The sequence below is a fragment of the Xanthomonas sp. NCPPB 2250 genome (assembly GCF_056725265.1).
In genome coordinates, this window is the sequence record NZ_CM161520.1 from 5,020,108 (window position 1) to 5,036,303 (window position 16,196).

Annotated in this window: 13 protein-coding genes; 10 read left to right on the plus strand and 3 right to left on the minus strand. The window is 70.0% G+C overall.

Annotation, left to right across the window (positions count from 1 at the left end; genetic code table 11):
* The first annotated feature begins 2 nt into the window (after window positions 1-2).
* From AC1PMG_RS20630 to AC1PMG_RS20645, 4 genes are all read left to right on the plus strand, one after another.
* Entirely contained in the window at window positions 3-2,387 is a 2,385-nt protein-coding gene (locus AC1PMG_RS20630) for a S9 family peptidase (RefSeq protein WP_481110089.1), read from the plus strand.
* 503 nt (window positions 2,388-2,890) lie between these two features.
* Complete coding sequence (locus tag AC1PMG_RS20635) at window positions 2,891-3,451, plus strand: hypothetical protein (protein ID WP_481110090.1); 561 nt, start codon at window positions 2,891-2,893, stop codon at window positions 3,449-3,451.
* A gap of 75 nt (window positions 3,452-3,526) precedes the next feature.
* Window positions 3,527-4,426 carry an oxygen-dependent coproporphyrinogen oxidase gene (gene hemF, locus AC1PMG_RS20640; RefSeq protein WP_150411374.1) on the plus strand — a complete coding sequence of 300 codons (900 nt, stop codon included), beginning with the start codon at window positions 3,527-3,529 and terminating at the stop codon, window positions 4,424-4,426.
* Window positions 4,423-4,689, plus strand: coding sequence for a DUF2164 domain-containing protein (locus AC1PMG_RS20645; protein WP_017914139.1), 267 nt, complete (start codon window positions 4,423-4,425; stop codon window positions 4,687-4,689). The genes hemF and AC1PMG_RS20645 overlap by 4 nt, the downstream gene beginning before the upstream one ends.
* A gap of 520 nt (window positions 4,690-5,209) precedes the next feature.
* On the opposite strand, the gene polA is transcribed toward AC1PMG_RS20645, so the two are convergent.
* On the minus strand, window positions 5,210-7,981 hold the full coding sequence (gene polA, locus AC1PMG_RS20650) for a DNA polymerase I (protein WP_481110091.1): 2,772 nt from the start codon (window positions 7,979-7,981) through the stop codon (window positions 5,210-5,212).
* 599 nt (window positions 7,982-8,580) lie between these two features.
* Between polA and AC1PMG_RS20655 the strand changes: the two genes are divergently transcribed.
* Window positions 8,581-8,874, plus strand: coding sequence for a DUF2782 domain-containing protein (locus tag AC1PMG_RS20655; RefSeq protein WP_254459595.1), 294 nt, complete (start codon window positions 8,581-8,583; stop codon window positions 8,872-8,874).
* 245 nt (window positions 8,875-9,119) lie between these two features.
* Here the strand turns inward: AC1PMG_RS20655 and AC1PMG_RS20660 are convergent, their stop codons facing one another.
* Window positions 9,120-9,566 carry a universal stress protein gene (locus tag AC1PMG_RS20660; RefSeq protein ID WP_481110092.1) on the minus strand — a complete coding sequence of 149 codons (447 nt, stop codon included), beginning with the start codon at window positions 9,564-9,566 and terminating at the stop codon, window positions 9,120-9,122.
* 85 nt (window positions 9,567-9,651) lie between these two features.
* The gene (locus tag AC1PMG_RS20665) at window positions 9,652-10,212 is read right to left on the minus strand and encodes a sugar O-acetyltransferase (RefSeq protein WP_481110093.1); all 561 of its coding nucleotides are present in this window, start codon (window positions 10,210-10,212) and stop codon (window positions 9,652-9,654) included.
* Window positions 10,213-10,438: 226 nt separating this feature from the next.
* Here AC1PMG_RS20665 and AC1PMG_RS20670 point away from each other — a divergent pair, with 226 nt between their 5' ends.
* The 5 genes from AC1PMG_RS20670 to AC1PMG_RS20690 all read left to right on the plus strand — a co-directional run bounded on the left by AC1PMG_RS20670 (window position 10,439) and on the right by AC1PMG_RS20690 (window position 16,183).
* Window positions 10,439-10,735, plus strand: coding sequence for a hypothetical protein (locus AC1PMG_RS20670; RefSeq protein WP_481110094.1), 297 nt, complete (start codon window positions 10,439-10,441; stop codon window positions 10,733-10,735).
* A 481-nt stretch (window positions 10,736-11,216) separates the two neighbouring features.
* On the plus strand, window positions 11,217-13,154 hold the full coding sequence (locus AC1PMG_RS20675) for a M61 family metallopeptidase (protein ID WP_481110095.1): 1,938 nt from the start codon (window positions 11,217-11,219) through the stop codon (window positions 13,152-13,154).
* A gap of 124 nt (window positions 13,155-13,278) precedes the next feature.
* Window positions 13,279-14,019, plus strand: coding sequence for an endonuclease/exonuclease/phosphatase family protein (locus AC1PMG_RS20680; protein ID WP_481110096.1), 741 nt, complete (start codon window positions 13,279-13,281; stop codon window positions 14,017-14,019).
* Window positions 14,016-15,221: a cardiolipin synthase ClsB gene (gene clsB / locus AC1PMG_RS20685; protein WP_481110097.1), complete on the plus strand. Its 1,206-nt coding sequence runs from the start codon at window positions 14,016-14,018 to the stop codon at window positions 15,219-15,221. Before AC1PMG_RS20680 ends, clsB begins: the two co-directional genes overlap by 4 nt.
* On the plus strand, window positions 15,218-16,183 hold the full coding sequence (locus tag AC1PMG_RS20690; RefSeq protein ID WP_481110098.1) for a lysylphosphatidylglycerol synthase domain-containing protein: 966 nt from the start codon (window positions 15,218-15,220) through the stop codon (window positions 16,181-16,183). The genes clsB and AC1PMG_RS20690 overlap by 4 nt, the downstream gene beginning before the upstream one ends.
* Window positions 16,184-16,196 lie beyond the last annotated feature (13 nt).

A 16,196-nucleotide genomic window follows, 5' to 3' on the forward strand; every position in this document is an offset into this window, starting at 1 on the left:
AGATGCGTCGTCTCGCCCTGAGCGCTGTTGTGTTGCTGTCCCTGTCCTGCCTGCCGCCGCTGGCCGCGGCCCAGGATGCCGCCGCCCCGCTGACCATCGAGCAGGCCATGGCCGATCCGGACTGGATCGGGCCGCCGGTCGAGGACGCCTGGTGGGCCTGGGACGGGCACCAGGTGCAGTACCAGCTCAAGCGCACCGGCAGCCCGGTGCGCGACACCTACCGCCAGGGCGTCGACGGCGGCGCCGCGCAGCGGGTCGAGGACGCGCAGCGCAGCACCCTGGACGCGGCCAACCCGGTCTACGACGCACGCCGCCAGCGCATGCTGTTCGTGCGCAACGGCGACGTGTTCCTGCGCGACCTGCGCAGCGGTGCGCTGACCCAGCTGACCCGCAGCAACCAGGCCGCCGCGCGGCCGCAGTTCACCACCGATGGCGGCGCGCTGTGGCGGGTCGGCAACGACTGGTACCGCTGGAGCCCCGGCGGCGGCGTGCAGCAGGCCGCAGTGCTCAAGGCCGAGCGCGATCCCGATGCCGCGCCCAAGCCCGACGTGCTGCGCGACCAGCAGCTGCGCACGCTGGAGACCCTGGCCCGCGACCGCGCCCAGCGCGAGCTGCTGCGCCAGCAGGAGCAGGCCTGGCGCCGCGCCGACAGCAGCCGCGCGCCGGCGCCGGTGTACCTGGGCGACGACGTGGTGGTCGACGACAGTGCGCTGTCGCCGGATGGCCGCCACCTGCTGGTGGTGACCCATGCCAAGGGCGCCGAGGAAGGCCGCGACAGCAAGATGCCCAAGTACGTGACCGAATCCGGCTACGCCGAGTTCCAGGAAGCGCGCACCCTGGTCGGGCGCAATTCGCCGGTGGCGCAGACCCTGTGGCTGGTCGATGCGGTGGCCGGCAGCGCGCGCAAGCTCGACCTGTCGGTGCTGCCCGGCATCGGCACCGATCCGCTGGCGGCGCTACGCAAGGCCGCCAAGCAGGAGCCGCTGCAGGGTCCGCGCGCGGTGCGCGTGGAAACCGACGGCGACGGCAGCGGCGCCTCGATGCACTGGAGCGAGGACGGCCGCAACGTCGCCGTGCTGCTGCGGGCGGTGGACAACAAGGATCGCTGGATCGCCAGCGTCGACCTGGACAAGGCGGTGCTGCAGCCGCGCCACCGCCTGACCGACCCGGCCTGGATCAACTGGAGCTTCAACGATTTCGGCTGGATGCCGGACAACCAGACGCTGTGGCTGCTGTCCGAGCAGTCCGGCTATTCGCACCTGTACACCCAGCGCGGCAACGAGAAGCCGCGCCAGCGCACTTCCGGCAAGTGGGAAGTGTCCGCGCCGGTGGTCAGCGCCGACGGCCAAGGCTTCCTGTTCCTGTGCAACCGCAAGTGGCCGGGCGACTACGAGGTGTGCAAGCTCGACCTGCGCAACGACAGCGTCGCCGAGCTGACGTCGCTGGACGGCGTGGAGGACTTCGCGCTGTCGCCGGACGGCCAGCAACTGCTGGTACACTACTCCGGCCCCTACCTGCCGCCGCAACTGGCGGTGCTGCCGGCCGCCGGCGGCAACGCGCGCGTGCTCACCGATACCCGCAGCGCCGCGTTCAAGGCGCGGCAGTGGGTGCAGCCGCAGTTCGTGCAGGTGCCGTCCAAGCACGGCGCCGGCACCGTCTGGGGCAAGTACTACGGTCCGGCGCAGCCGGAGCCGGGCAAGCGCTATCCGGTGGTGATGTTCGTGCACGGCGCCGGCTACCTGCAGAACGTGTCGGCGCGCTACACCCCGTACTTCCGCGAGCAGATGTTCCACAACCTGCTGGTGCAGAAGGGCTACATCGTGCTGGACCTGGACTACCGCGCCAGCGCCGGCTACGGCCGCGACTGGCGCACCGCGATCTACCGCGACATGGGCCACCCGGAACTGGAGGACTATCTGGACGGCCTGGACTGGCTGGTCGACAGCAAGCAGGGCGACCGTGGCCGCGCCGGCATCTACGGCGGTTCCTACGGCGGCTTCATGACCTACATGGCGCTGTTCCGCAGCCCCGGCACGTTCAAGGCCGGCGCCGCGCTGCGCCCGGTGGCCGACTGGAGCCAGTACAACCACGAGTACACCTCCAACATCCTCAACACCCCGGACCTGGACCCGGAGGCCTACCGCACCTCCTCGCCGATCGAATACGCCAGCGGCCTGCGCGACCACCTGCTGATCGCCCACGGCATGGTCGACGACAACGTGTTCTTCAAGGACTCGGTGGACATGACCCAGAAGCTGATCGAGCTGCACAAGGACAACTGGGAGATCGCGCCGTACCCGCTGGAGAAGCACGGCTTCACCCGCGCCGACTCCTGGCTGGACGAGTACAAGCGCATCCTCAAGCTGTTCGAGCGCGAGCTGCGCTGAGCCGAGTGCGCGCCGAGGTGCCTGCCGTCGACGTGCGGCAGGCGCCGGGGAGCCGCCGCGCGGTGGCCGCAGACACCGCCAACCTCCTGCGTCCGCCATGCATCGCGCCGCTCCTTAGGAGTCAACCGTCGTGCAGCCGCGACGCGCGACGTGGTGAGCCTTCCGATGGCGCAATGCGTCGGGACTGAAGTCCCTCCCACAGTGCACCCGGCGGGCTCGCCGCAAGCCCCTGTGGGAGCGACTTCAGTCGCGACGAGGCTTTCCCGGTAAGGCCCGTCGCGGCTGAATCCGCTTCTACGCGAGCGCCCGCAGCCAAGCCGTCCGGCATCGGCACGACCTTAGAGCCCCACCGGATCGACCGCGCCCTGACCAGAGACCGCGCACCGGCACAGGCGCCCCCCTCGCCCGCCATGCCGGCTTGCGCCCTGCTCCGCCATCCCTATCCTTGCCGGACTACCGCCGGTGCGGCGCCGCCAGCGCCGCCCCGCCCCGAAGGACCGCCGATGTCGCCTCCGCCGCTGCCCCGCCCTGCCGCCCGCAACCAGAATATCGATGCGATGGCCAAGCTCTCGCTGCTGATCGGGGTGCTGTCGCTGCTGTACTCGCTGGGCCAGGCGCTACTGCTACTGACGCTGCCGGACGGGGCGATCGAGGGCGTGCTGCGCGAGGCCGGGCTGCCGTTGCCGCCGCTGCTGCAGTGGTGCGTCGCCCATGCGCTGGCGCTGTCCTGGCTGTCGGCGCTGCTGTCGGCGGGCCTGTGCGCGGCGTCGTGGGCGCTGCTGCAGCGGCGCGACTGGGCGCGGCGGGCCTTCATCGTGTTCCTCGTGGTCACCGCCGTAGCCAACTTCGCGGTGCTGCCGCTGCTGTGGCAACTGCTCGACCTGCTGCAGGCCTGGGCGCCGCAGCACGCCTTCGACCCGCAGCAACTCCAGCACGACCTGGCGCTGGGCCGGATCACGCTCATGGTCAGCGGCGCGCTGACCGCCCTGGTCTTCGCCGGCCTGCACGGCTGGCTGGTCTACCAGTTGTGCCGCCCCGCGCTCCGCGCCGAGTTCCGCCGCTGACGCAGACCGACCGGCCCGCGCAGTCCGGGCAGCGCGCCGCAGACGCCTGACACAGCCAGCTTCTAGAATGGCGGCATGCATACCTTCGACCGAGTTCGCGACTATCTCACTGGCCTGCAAGACCGCATCTGCGCTGCGGTCGAGGCCGCCGACGGCCAGGCCCGTTTCGCCGAAGACCTGTGGCAGCGCGCGGAGGGCGGCGGCGGCCGCACCCGCATCCTGCGCGACGGCGCGCTGTTCGAGCAGGCCGGCATCGGCTTCTCGGACGTCGCCGGCACCCGCCTGCCGCCCTCGGCCAGCGCCAACCGCCCGGAACTGGCAGGCGCCTCGTGGCGCGCGGTCGGCGTGTCGCTGGTGTTCCACCCGCTCAGCCCGTACATCCCCACCACCCACGCCAACGTGCGTTACTTCGAGGCGCAGCGCGACGGCGCCACCGTGGCCTGGTGGTTCGGCGGCGGTTTCGACCTGACCCCGTACTACCCGTTCGACGAGGATGCCCGCCACTGGCACCAGACCGCGCACGACCTGTGCGCGCCCTTTGGCGAAGACCGCTATGCGGCGCACAAGCGCTGGTGCGACGAGTACTTCTTCCTCAAGCATCGCAACGAGACCCGCGGCGTCGGCGGCCTGTTCTTCGACGACCTGCATGCCGATTTCGAGCGCGACTTCGCCTACCAGCGCGCGGTCGGCGACGGCTTCCTCGATGCCTACCTGCCGATCGTGGAACGCCGCCGCGGCCTGCCCTGGGGCGAGCGCGAGCGCGAGTTCCAGCTGTACCGGCGCGGCCGCTACGTCGAATTCAACCTGGTCTACGACCGCGGCACCCTGTTCGGCCTGCAGAGCGGCGGCCGCAGCGAGAGCATCCTGATGAGCCTGCCGCCGCGGGTGCGCTGGGAGTACGGTTTCCAGCCCGAACCGGGCAGCGCCGAGGCGCGCCTGGCCGAGTACCTGGTCCCGCGCGAATGGCTGGCATGAGCGCGCCGGCACGCACCGCCGTGCTGGGCCGCGAGGACAAGCGCGCCATCGCCGAACAACTGCAGGCCTACCTGCGCACCGAGTTGCAGCAGCAGGTCGGCGCGTTCGAGGCCGAATTCCTGCTCGACTTCGTCGCCGAGCGCATCGGCGCGCATTACTACAACCGCGGCCTGGACGATGCCCGCGCGCTGCTGGCCACGCAGCTGGACACCCTGGACGACGCGCTCTACCAACTGCAACAGCCCACCGACGCGCGTCGCTGAGCCGGGTCGCGCGCGCCACCAGCGCGGCATCACGAACGTGCGGGCATAAAAAAGCCCCGCGGACCAGGGGGAGGTCGGCGGGGCCAGGGAACGGAGACTTGGGGAGGAGTCGCCGTTCCTGGATCTGCTCCAGGGGATGGGAGGAGATCCGCGACAGGTATTGCGCCTGTCGAGGGATATAAGAACATTCCCCACCTTGCTCGTTCGTGAAGATTTAAGTTAAAAATTTGTCAGATTAAGGACGGATTCATTCCCAAAACTCCGTACAAATAAACCGCGTCAAAATTCCGTTCAATCAAAGCGATCCTGCACGCCCCAGGGTGTGACGCCAGTAGGAATTTTGCGGCGAGTCGCGCCCGATGGGGTCAAAAAACCAACGCGAATGGGATAGCGAAAATCGCTGGCGAGATAATCCTTCGGAAAACCCATTGCGATATACGGCGTGCATGCGCATGCGATGTCTACGCAAGACACCGCAGCGCCAGGCCGGGTCCCGGGTGCATGCCCGGAACCCGGGCGCTCAATGCGCCTCGTCCCAGTTGTCGCCCACCCCGCTGTCCACCACCAGCGGCACCTTCAGTTCCGCCGCGGCGGACATGCGCCCGGTCACTTCCGGCAGCAAGGTGTCGACGAAGTCGGCATCGGCCTCGAACACCAGTTCGTCGTGCACCTGCAGGATCATCAACGCGCGGTCGCGGTGGTCCTGCAGCCAGGCATCCACGCCGACCATGGCGCGCTTGATGATGTCGGCGGCGGTGCCCTGCATCGGCGCATTGATCGCCGCACGCTCGGCACCGGCACGCAGGCCCTGCTGGCGGGCGTTGATGTCGTTCAGGTACAGGCGGCGGCCGAACAGGGTCTCCACGTAGCCCTGGGTGCGCGCCTGCTCGCGCATGCGCTCCATGAAGTCGCGCACGCCCGGATAGCGGCTGAAGTACAGCGCCACGTAGTCCTGGGCCTCGCCGCGGCCGATGCCCAGGTTGCGGGCCAGGCCGAACGCGCTCATGCCGTACATCAGGCCGAAGTTGATCGCCTTGGCGGCGCGGCGCTCGTTGCCGGTGACCTCTTCGAGCGTGCGCCCGAACACCTCGGCGGCGGTGGCGCGGTGCACGTCCACGCCGCTGCCGAAGGCGCGCAGCAGGCCCGGGTCCTCGGACAGGTGGGCCATGATCCGCAGCTCGATCTGCGAATAGTCGCAGGCGATCAGCTTGCGCCCGGGCGGGGCGACGAAGGCGCGGCGGATGCGGCGGCCGTCGTCGGTGCGGATCGGGATGTTCTGCAGGTTGGGATCGGAGGAGGACAGGCGCCCGGTGGCGGCGCCGGCCTGGTGGTAGCTGGTGTGCACGCGACCGGTGTCGGGGTTGACCATCTCCGGCAGCTTGTCGGTGTAGGTGCTGCGCAGCTTGGCCAGGCCGCGGTACTCCAGGATCACCCGCGGCAGCTCGTGCTGGTCGGCGATCGCCTCCAGCGCCTCCTCGTTGGTGCTGGGCTGGCCCTTGGGGGTCTTCAGCACCGCCGGCAGCTTCAGTTCGTCGAACAGCACCGCCTGCAGCTGCTTGGGCGAGTCCATGTTGAAGCTGCGCCCGGCCAGTTCGGTGGCCTTCTGCTGCGCGGCCAGCATGCGCTGGCTCAGCTCCTGGCTCTGCTTGCGCAGCTCGGCGATGTCCACGCACACGCCGTTGGCCTCGACCCGCGCCAGCACCGGCACCAGCGGCATCTCGATCTCGCGGTAGACCCGCGCCAGCGCCGGCTCGGCGTCCAGCTGCGCCGACAGCGTGCGGTGCAGGCGCAGGGTGATGTCGGCGTCCTCGGCGGCGTAGCCGGTGGCATCGTCGATGGCCACCTGCGAGAACGCGATCTGCTTGGCGCCCTTGCCGGCGACGTCCTCGTACTTGACCGTGTCGTAGCCCAGGTAGCGCCGGGCCAGCGAGTCCATATCGTGGCGGCTGGCGGTGGAATTGAGCACGAAGCTCTCCAGCATGGTGTCGTCGGCGTAGCCGCGCACGTCCACGCCGTGGCGGCGCAGCACGTGCAGGTCGTACTTGCCGTGCTGGCCGACCTTGGGCTTGGCCGGGTCCTCCAGCAGTGGCTTGAGCATCTCCAGCGCCAGCGCGCGATCCAGTTGCACCGGCGCGCCCGGGTAGTCGTGGCCCAGCGGCAGGTAGTCGGCGCGGCCCGGCTCGGTGGCGAAGCTGAGCCCGACCAGGTTGGCGCGCATCGCGTCCAGCGCGTCGGTCTCGGTGTCGAAGGCGAAGCCGTCGGCGGCGCGCAGGCGCACCAGCAGTGCTTCGAACGCCTCGGGTGTGGTCACCGCGGTGTAGTCGCCCTTGGCGGCCAGCGCCGGGTCCAGCGCCGTATCGGCGGCCGGCGCTGCGGCCCGGGCGTAACCGGCTGCGGTGCCGCGCAGGCTGGGCGTGGCCTCGCTGGCGGTCTCCGGTGCGGCCACGCCGCCGTCCAGGTCACGCAGCGCCTGGGTGAAGCCGTAGCGCTGATACAGGCCGCGCAGCTGCTCCGGCTCCTGTTCGCGCAGGCCCAGGGTGCGCGGCCCGCCGGCCAGCGCCACGTCGGTCTTGATGGTGACCAGTGCGCGGTTCAGCGGCAGGCGCTGCAGCGCCGCGCGCAGGTTGTCGCCGATCTTGCCCTTGATGGCGTCGGCATGGGCGATCACCCCGTCCAGGGAGCCATACTCGGCCAGCCACTTGGCCGCGGTCTTGGGCCCGCACTTCTCCACCCCGGGCACGTTGTCGATGGCGTCGCCCATCAGTGCCAGCAGGTCGACGATCTGGTGCGGCCAGACCCCGAACTTCTCCATCACCGCCGCGTCCGAATCCATGCGGCTGCCGCTCATGGTGTTGACCAGTTGCACGCCGGGGCGCACCAGCTGGGCGAAATCCTTGTCGCCGGTGGAGATGGTGACGTCCAGGCCGTCGCCGGCGCCCTGCAGGGCCAGCGTGCCGATCACATCGTCGGCCTCGACCCCGTCCTGGCGCAGGATGGTGATGCCCAGCGCATGCACGATCTGGCACATCGGCTCGACCTGCGCGCGCAGCTCGTCGGGCATCGGCGGCCGGTTGGCCTTGTACAGCGGGTACAGGTCGTCGCGGAAGGTCTTGCCCGGCGCGTCGACCACGAAGGCGACGTACTCGGGGCGCTCCTTGAGGGTGGCGCGCAACATGTTGACCACGCCGAACAGCGCGCCGGTGGGCTCGCCGGCGGCATTGGTCAGCGGCGGAAGCGCGTGGAACGCGCGATACAGGTAACTGGACCCGTCGATCAGGACTAATCGGCTCATCGGCCAATTCTACGCTGCCGCGTGTAGCCCCTCTCCCACCGGGAGAGGGGTTGGGGTGAGGGTCCGGCGCGAAGCGACGCGCTGACTTGGTCCACGCCGCTGCGCCCATACCCTCATCCGCCCCTGCGGGGCACCTTCTCCCGAGGGGAGAAGGGAGAAGCCAAAGCCCCTCTCCCACCGGGAGAGGGGTTGGGGTGAGGGTGCGACGCGAAGCGACGCGCTGGCTTGGTCCACGCCGCTGCGCCCGTACCCTCATCCGCCCCTGCGGGGCACCTTCTCCCGAGGGGAGAAGGAAGAGCCAAAGCCCCTCTCCCATCGGGAGAGGGGTTGGGGTGAGGGTACGGCGCAAGCGACGCGCCGGCTTGGTCCACGAGGCTGCGCCCGCACCCTCATCCGCCCCTGCGGGGCACCTTCTCCCGATGGGAGAAGGGAGAAGCCGTAGCCCCTCTCCCACCGGGAGAGGGGTTGGGGTGAGGGTACGGCGCGCAGCGACACGCCAACCTGATCCACTGAGCAGCCATCCGCCCGCGCCATTCCCACACCGCATGCAGACACTCGGCGCATACTCTGCGCATGTCCTGCCCGTGGAGAACACCGCAATGAAAGCCCTGATCCTGATCCCGCTGTTGCTGCTGGCGGGCTGCGCCTCCACTGGCCTCGGCCCGGACGGCGCGCCGATGGACGTGCGCGGCGCGGAAACGACCCAGCGCAAGATGGACAACGGCGACACCGTCGACGAGTACCGCGTGGGCGGCCAGCTGCGCATGGTCAAGGTGACCCCGGCGCGCGGCCCGGCCTACTACCTGTACGACCGCAACGGCGACGGCCACATGGAAGTGGATGGCAGCAAGGACAATGTGTCGCCGGTATACTGGAAGCTGTATAGCTGGTGATGTCGGGCCCGGCGCGCCGTCCAACGGCGGCGCGCGCGAGCGTGAGCGCATCTTCCCGATCTGCCAGACGGACGGATGCACGCGCGTGCCGGCTGGCAGCCCCTGTCGCGGCGTCGCCCCTCGGCGCAGCCGCGTGACAGGCCGAAGCGTCGCGGCAAAGCGATAAGTCGCTCCCACCAGTGGCCGGATGCCGGCCTCGAACGTGTTCGGCACCGCGCCGACGCCGGCGCGGGCCGGTCAGCGCCTCAGCGGATCACCAGCACCGGCACCTGGCTGTTGGCGAGCACTTCCGCGGTCTGGCTGCCGAGCAGGACCCGGCTCATGCCGCGGCGGCCGTGCGAGGTCATCACGATCAAGTCGCTGTTGCAGGCCACGGCCATGTCGATGATGCCCTCGGCGGCGTAGCGGTCGAGCACGTGGCGACCGTGCGCGGTCACCCCGGTGGCCGCGGCCGCGGCCAGCGCCGGTGCCAGGATCTTCTGCGCGCCGGCTTCGCGATCCTCACGGTATTCGGGGCTGGCCTCGTAGCCCACGCTCCAGCCCATCGCGTCGTACATGCCCATCGCCCAGGGCTCGGACACGGTGACGATATCCACCTCCGCGCCGAGCTCGGCGGCCAGCGCCAACCCCTGCTGCAGACCCTTGGCGGACAACTCGGAACCATCGATGGCGATCAGGATGCGCTGGTACATGGCGGTGCTCCGGTAACGCCGCGCGTGGCGGCCAGGAAAGCATTGCACACCCGATGCGCGGCGCCTGCCTTGACCCGGATCAAATTCAGTCGCTGTGCGGCTTCAGCAGGCGTGCCGGATTGCCGGCCACGCGCGCACCAGCCGGCACGTCGCGGGTGACCACGCTGCCGGCGCCGATCACCGCGTCGTCGCCGATGGTCACGCCAGGCAGCACGATCGCGCCGCCGCCGATCCAGACGTTGCGCCCGATCGTCAGCGGCCGTCCCAGCTCCAACCCTTCGGCACGCTGCGCGGCATCGCGCGGGTGATCGGCGGCATAGAGTTGCACCGCCGGCCCGATCTGGGTGCCAGCGCCGATGTGCACCGGCGCCACGTCCAGGATCACGCAGTTGAAGTTGAGGAACACGTCCTCACCGAGATGGATGTTGTAGCCGTAGTCGCAATGGAACGGTGGCCGCACCACCGCGCCACGTCCGACGGAGCCCAATCCTTCGATCAGCAGTGCGTGCCGCCGCGCCGGCGGCTCGCCCAGCGCCGCGTTGTAGCGCTGCATCCAGGCGCTGGCCGCGTCCTGCTCGGCCTGCAGCTGTGCGTCGCTGGGCCGATACGGTTCGCCGGCCAGCATCTTCTCTTTCTCGCTTCGCATCCTGCCCTCCCAGGCATCGGTCGATGCCGCCATGATCGCATCGCACTGCGTGACGACCGACGTGCGCCGCCACTGGGTCGTCACACACAGGCGGCTGCAGCTGCGTCGTGACCTGCACGCTACGCCGCATTCACCGTCTGGCAACGCACACGCATCCGATCATCGAACGCCCGTGCCGGCGCATTCCAGCCCGCGTGGGCTCTCTCCCAGACAAAGGCGGTGCGCGATGTCCGAGCATGTGGAAGCAGGTCAGATGGTGTTCGTCGCCGACGGCGAGGTCGGTGTGGGTGCGGTGCGCGAGGTGCGCGACGGTGGCGCAGCGTTCGTCGTCAACATCGAGAATGGCGGCGATTTCGTGGTGCCGTCGAGCGCGGTGCGCGACGTGCATTTCGGCAAGGTGATCCTGGCGGTGGAGCGGCTGCCAGAGCCGCTGCGCGAGGCGCTGCGGCATCCGCATGCCGCGGAACTGCCGACGTCGACCTATGCCGCCAGCGATCCGAACGACGGGGCGCTGAAGGACTAGCCGCGCGGCGACACGTGCGCGGTGGCGTATAGGCGATCGACTGCGCCGCCCTGGCATCGTCGGCCACGGTCGGTGCCTGTAAACGGCATACCCTGGCCTGGATGCCTGCATCCTCGATCAAGACACCGGTTCATCGAGCGCGTCATCGCGAGCTCCATCACCGCGCGTCGCGGCTGAAGCCGCTCCCACAAGGCCAAGGTCGGCATCGCGGATGGCCTCCCCGTCTGCGCGATCCGGGCGATCCGATCGCCCACCGGCGCCGCGATGGCCACTGCGAACCAGGAACACCCCAGTCGCTGGCGATGGAACAAGTCGCCAAGGTCATCATTGCGCCCTGCACCCCGATCGCCACGAGCCACACGGCTCCCGCATGAACGGCATCGCTTGGCATTCCTAGGCCAGACAGACACGGTACGCCAGCGACGGCGGCAGGTGCTAACGTTCCGCGTTTCCGCACCCATCCCGCCTTTCGGAGCCGCGCATGTCCGCCACCGCTTTCCCCGCCTCCCGTTGCGCCCGCCGGGCGCTGGTCCTCGGCATCGGCCTGGCGCTCGCCGGCGCCGCGCAGGCGCAGGTGGTGCGCACGCCGGACGTGCCGGCACCGCAGGACACGCCCTACCCCGGCACCCTGACCCTGCAGGTGGACGCCGGCGACGTGCGCCAGGGCATCTACCGGGTGCACGAGACCATCCCGGTCAGCGCCAGGCGGCTAACCCTGCAATACCCGCAGTGGATCCCCGGCGACCATTCGCCGAGCGGGCCGGTGGCGATGCTGGCCGGCCTCACCCTGACCGCCAACGGCAAGCCGCTGCCGTGGCGCCGCGACACCTTCGACGTGTACAGCTTCCACGTCGACGTGCCGCAGGGCGTAAGCGCGATCGATGCCAGCTTCCAGTACCTGTCGCCGCGCGACGACGGCTTCGAGATGACCGACAAGATGCTGCAGCTGGAGTGGAACAAGGTGGCGCTGTACCCGGCCGGCCACGACACCCGCGGCATCACTGTGGCGCCGAGCGTGACCCTGCCGGCCGGCTGGGAATTCGGCACCGCGCTGGAGACCGCCAGCCGCGACGGCGCCACCACCACCTTCAAGCCGGTGGACTTCACCACCCTGGTCGACTCGCCGATCTACGCCGGGCGCTACTTCAAGCGCGTGGACCTGACCCCGGCCGGCGGCGCGCCGGTGCATCTGGACGTGGTCGCCGACGCACCGCGGTTCCTGGACATCAGCGCCGAGCAGTTGCAGGCGCACCGCAACCTGCCGCTGCAGGCGATCAAGCTGTTCGGCTCGCATCACTACGCGCACTACGACTTCCTGTTCTCGTTGTCGGACGTGCTCGGCGGCAACGGCCTGGAGCACCACCAGTCCAGCGAGAACGGGCTGGGCGCCGACTACTTCAGCGCCTGGAACGAGAACGCGCCGGACCGCGATCTGCTGGCGCACGAGTACACGCACTCGTGGAACGGCAAGTTCCGGCGCCCCGCCGACCTGTGGACACCGACCTTCAACGTGCCGATGGGCGACTCGCTGCTGTGGGTCTACGAGGGCCAGACCCAGTACTGGGGCTATGTGCTGACCGCCCGCGCCGGGATGTGGACGCCGCAGCAGTTCCGCGACGCGCTGGCGATGACCGCGGCCAACTACGACCGCAACCGCGCCGGCTTCCGCTGGCGCTCGCTGGAGGACACCACCAACGACCCCACCGCCGCGCACCGGTCCCCGCTGCCCTACCGCAGCTGGCAGATGAGCGAGGACTACTACAGCGGCGGACAGATGGTGTGGCTGGCGGTGGACGCCAAGCTGCGCGCGATCAGCGGCGGGCGCAAGTCGCTGGACGACGTGGCCAAGGCGTTCTTCGGCGTCGACGACGGCAGCTTCGCGGTCAAGACCTATACCTTCGACGACGTCATCGCCGCGCTCGACGGCGTGGTTCACTACGACTGGGCCGACTACATCAACCGGCGCGTGTACCAGGTGGATCCGCCGCTGCTGGAAGGCCTGCAGGCCAGCGGCTGGAAGCTGGTGTACACCGACCAGCCCAGCGAATTCGAGAAGCAGTACGACGGCCGCCACCAGTCGGCGCGGCACCGCTACAACTTCGCCTGGTCGATCGGCCTGGTGATGAACGACGACGCCAGCATCAATGACGTGCTGTGGGATGGCCCGGCGTTCAAGGCCGGGGTCAGCAGCGGCGCCACGGTGCTTGCGGTCAACGGCCAGGACTATTCGCGCGACACGCTCAAGCAGGCGATCGCCGACGCCAAGGGCGGCAGCGCGCCGATCGTGCTGACGCTCAAGTACCAGGGCGGCGTGCGCGACGTGCTGGTGAACTATCACGACGGCCTGCAGTATCCGCACCTGGTGCGGGTCGAGGGCACGCCGGACTACCTGAGCAAGATCATCGCCGCACGGCGCTGAGCCGACGCCCGCCGCCGCTGCGGTCAACGCAGCGGCGGCAGGTGCGCGACGCGACACCGTCACGCGCCGCACGCGGATGCCGACGACAATGGCAGGCGGAGTTTCCGCCCCGTCCCGTCCCGGCATGCCTGCGATCGAGTTGCTGACCATCAATGCGCACATGGGCTTCAGCGTGCTGAAGCGGCGCTTCATGCTGCCGGAACTGCGCGCGGCGATCCGCGCCCTGCCCGCGGACCTGGTGTTCCTGCAGGAAGTGCTGGGCGAGCATCAGCTGCATGCCGGCCGTCACGCCGACTGGCCGGCGCAGAGCCAGTACGAATTTCTCGCCGATGCGCTTTGGCCGCAGTTCGCCTATGGCCGCAATGCGGTGTATCCGCATGGACACCACGGCAACGCGCTGCTGTCGCGCTTCCCGATCGCCTCCTTCGTCAACCGCGACGTCTCCATCGCCGGCCACGAGCACCGCGGGCTGCTGCATGCGGTGCTGGAGATCCCGGGACATGCGCTGGCGGTGCATGCGATCTGCGTGCACCTGGGCCTGCGCGAGGCGCACCGGCGTCGGCAGATCGGCCTGCTCGGCGCGCTGATCGCCGAACTGCCGGCGCAGGCACCGCTGATCGTCGCCGGCGACTTCAACGACTGGCGCCAGCGCGGGCATCCGCTGTTGCAGCGACACGGCCTGACCGAGGCCTTCGCGTACCTGCACGGGCGCGTGGCGCGCAGCTTCCCGGCACGCTGGCCGCTGCTGCCGCTGGACCGCATCTACCTGCGCAACGTGCGCATCGAGGCCGCCCGGGTGTTGACCGGCCGCCCATGGTCGCACCTGTCCGACCACGCTCCGCTGCACGCCAGGATCGTGCTGTGAGCCGTGCAGCGAACCGCGACACGCGCTGGCGCCAGGGCCACCGCCTGCAGTTGCTGGAGAACGGCGATGCATATTTCCCACGCGCCTTCGCCGCGATCGACGCAGCCCGGCACGAGGTGCTGCTGGAGACCTTCATCTGGTTCGAGGACAAGGTCGGCCTGGCGCTGAAGGACCACCTGGTCGCCGCCGCGCGCCGCGGCGTGCGCGTACACCTGCTGGTGGACGCGTTCGGCTCGCCGGATCTCTCGCCCGGGTTCGTGCGCGAACTGACCGAAGCCGGCGCCGAGCTGCGCCTGTTCGACCAGCAGCCGACCCTGCTCGGCGTGCGCCTGAACGTGTTCCGGCGCATGCACCGCAAGCTGCTGGTGGTGGACGGGCGGATCGGCATGATCGGCGGCATCAACTGGTCGGCTGATCACCTCGCCGATTTCGGCCCGGAGGCGAAACAGGACTACGCGGTGGAGGTACACGGCCCGGTAGTGGCGGACATGGTCGCGTTCGTGCGGCAGACACTGGTCACCCACGGCACCGGCGCGGGCTGGGTGCCGCAGGCTCAGGTCGATGTGCGCCCGGCCGGCGAGGCCGAGGTGTGCTTCCTGCCACGCGACAACGCCGGCCGTTCGCGCAGCATCGAGCGCGCCTACCGGCAGGCGTTCCGCAGCGCCCGGCACGAGATCGTGGTCGCCAACGCCTACTTCTTCCCCGGCTACGGCTTCTTGCGCGACCTGTGCGCCGCCGCCCGCCGCGGCGTGGCGGTGAAGCTGATCTTCCAGGGCCAGCCGGACACGCCGCTGGCGCTGTTCGCCGCACGCGCGCTGTACCGGCATCTGGTCGATGCCGGCGTGCACATTTTCGAGTACTGCGAGCGCCCGTTCCATGGCAAGGTCGCGGTGATCGACGGCCACTGGAGCACGGTGGGATCGAGCAACCTGGATCCGCTAAGCCTGGCGCTGAACCTGGAAGCCAACCTGGTGATCCGCGATGCCGCCTTTGCGCGCGACCTGCACGGGCGCCTGCAACGGCTGATGCAACAGCACTGCCGCGAGGTCGTACCGGCGCAGGTGCCGCGCGGGCGCTTCTGGCAACCGCTGCTGCGGCCGCTGCTGTTCCACCTGCTGCGCAACGTGCCGCAGTGGGCCAGCCGACTGCCCAAGCGCACGCCGCGCACCGCCGTGCTGCGGCGCAGGCGGCACGCGCCATGAGCCGACCGCGCAAACGCTGGCGCGTGCTGCGTCGTTTCGCCTATCTGGCCTTCCTGGTGCTGGTGGCGGTCCTGCTGGTGCGCGCCGCGCGCACCGTGGACTGGGCGCAGGTCGGCACGACCCTGGCCGGCTACGGTATCGGCACCCTGGCCGCCGCCGCAGGCCTGAGCCTGGCCAGCTACGTGCTGTATGCCGGCTACGACCTGGCCGCGCGACGTTACGCGGCGCATGCGGTGCCGACGCCGCGGGTCATGGCGATCGCGGACATCGCCTACGCCTTCAGCCTGAATGTCGGCGCGCTGATCGGCGGCACCGCGATCCGCTACCGCCTGTACGGACGCGCCGGGCTGGGCCTGGCGACGATCAGCCGCGTGGTCGGCTTCGCCATCGCCACCAACTGGATGGGCTATCTGCTGCTGACCGGCGTGCTGTTGCTCAGCGGCCGCCTGCGCACGCCGGCGCAGTGGCCGCTGAGCGGCGCGGTGCTGCCATGGGTCGGCGCCGCCATGCTGGGCTTGGTGGTGGCCTACCTGATCGCCTGCCAGCGCGCGCATGGCCGCACGCTGCAGGTGCGCGGCCACGTGCTGCACCTGCCGCCGTTGCCGCTGGCCCTGCTGCAACTCGGCCTGGGCACCGGCAACTGGGCGCTGATGGGCGCCCTGCTGTACGTGCTGATGCCGGCCGGCGTGGACTACACGTCGGTGCTCGGCGCACTGCTGGCGGCGGCCGTGGCCACCGCCATTGCGCACGTGCCGGCCGGCATCGGCGTCCTGGAAGCGGTGGTGCTGCCGCTGCTGGGGTCGCAGGCGCCACAAGCGGAACTGCTGGCGGCGCTGCTGGCCTATCGCGCCTTCTACTACCTCGGCCCGTTGCTGCTCGCCTGTGCGGGCTACGCGGTGCTGGAGGCGCGGAGACAGCGCGGTGATCGGGGCGCTGCGCGCACCGACAGTCCACCGGGTTAGCAGCGCCGTCGCC

What these genes read in the sequence shown, in the direction of transcription:
- hemF (WP_150411374.1), top strand. Translation starts at nt 3,527, where the DNA reads ATGCATACCTTCGACCGAGTTCGCGACTATCTCACTGGCCTGCAAGAC.
- polA (WP_481110091.1), bottom strand. Translation starts at nt 7,981, where the DNA reads ATGAGCCGATTAGTCCTGATCGACGGGTCCAGTTACCTGTATCGCGCG.
- AC1PMG_RS20655 (WP_254459595.1), top strand. Translation starts at nt 8,581, where the DNA reads ATGAAAGCCCTGATCCTGATCCCGCTGTTGCTGCTGGCGGGCTGCGCC.
- AC1PMG_RS20670 (WP_481110094.1), top strand. Translation starts at nt 10,439, where the DNA reads ATGTCCGAGCATGTGGAAGCAGGTCAGATGGTGTTCGTCGCCGACGGC.
- AC1PMG_RS20675 (WP_481110095.1), top strand. Translation starts at nt 11,217, where the DNA reads ATGTCCGCCACCGCTTTCCCCGCCTCCCGTTGCGCCCGCCGGGCGCTG.
- AC1PMG_RS20665 (WP_481110093.1), bottom strand. Translation starts at nt 10,212, where the DNA reads ATGCGAAGCGAGAAAGAGAAGATGCTGGCCGGCGAACCGTATCGGCCC.
- AC1PMG_RS20645 (WP_017914139.1), top strand. Translation starts at nt 4,423, where the DNA reads ATGAGCGCGCCGGCACGCACCGCCGTGCTGGGCCGCGAGGACAAGCGC.
- AC1PMG_RS20680 (WP_481110096.1), top strand. Translation starts at nt 13,279, where the DNA reads ATGCCTGCGATCGAGTTGCTGACCATCAATGCGCACATGGGCTTCAGC.
- AC1PMG_RS20630 (WP_481110089.1), top strand. Translation starts at nt 3, where the DNA reads ATGCGTCGTCTCGCCCTGAGCGCTGTTGTGTTGCTGTCCCTGTCCTGC.
- AC1PMG_RS20660 (WP_481110092.1), bottom strand. Translation starts at nt 9,566, where the DNA reads ATGTACCAGCGCATCCTGATCGCCATCGATGGTTCCGAGTTGTCCGCC.
- AC1PMG_RS20690 (WP_481110098.1), top strand. Translation starts at nt 15,218, where the DNA reads ATGAGCCGACCGCGCAAACGCTGGCGCGTGCTGCGTCGTTTCGCCTAT.
- AC1PMG_RS20635 (WP_481110090.1), top strand. Translation starts at nt 2,891, where the DNA reads ATGTCGCCTCCGCCGCTGCCCCGCCCTGCCGCCCGCAACCAGAATATC.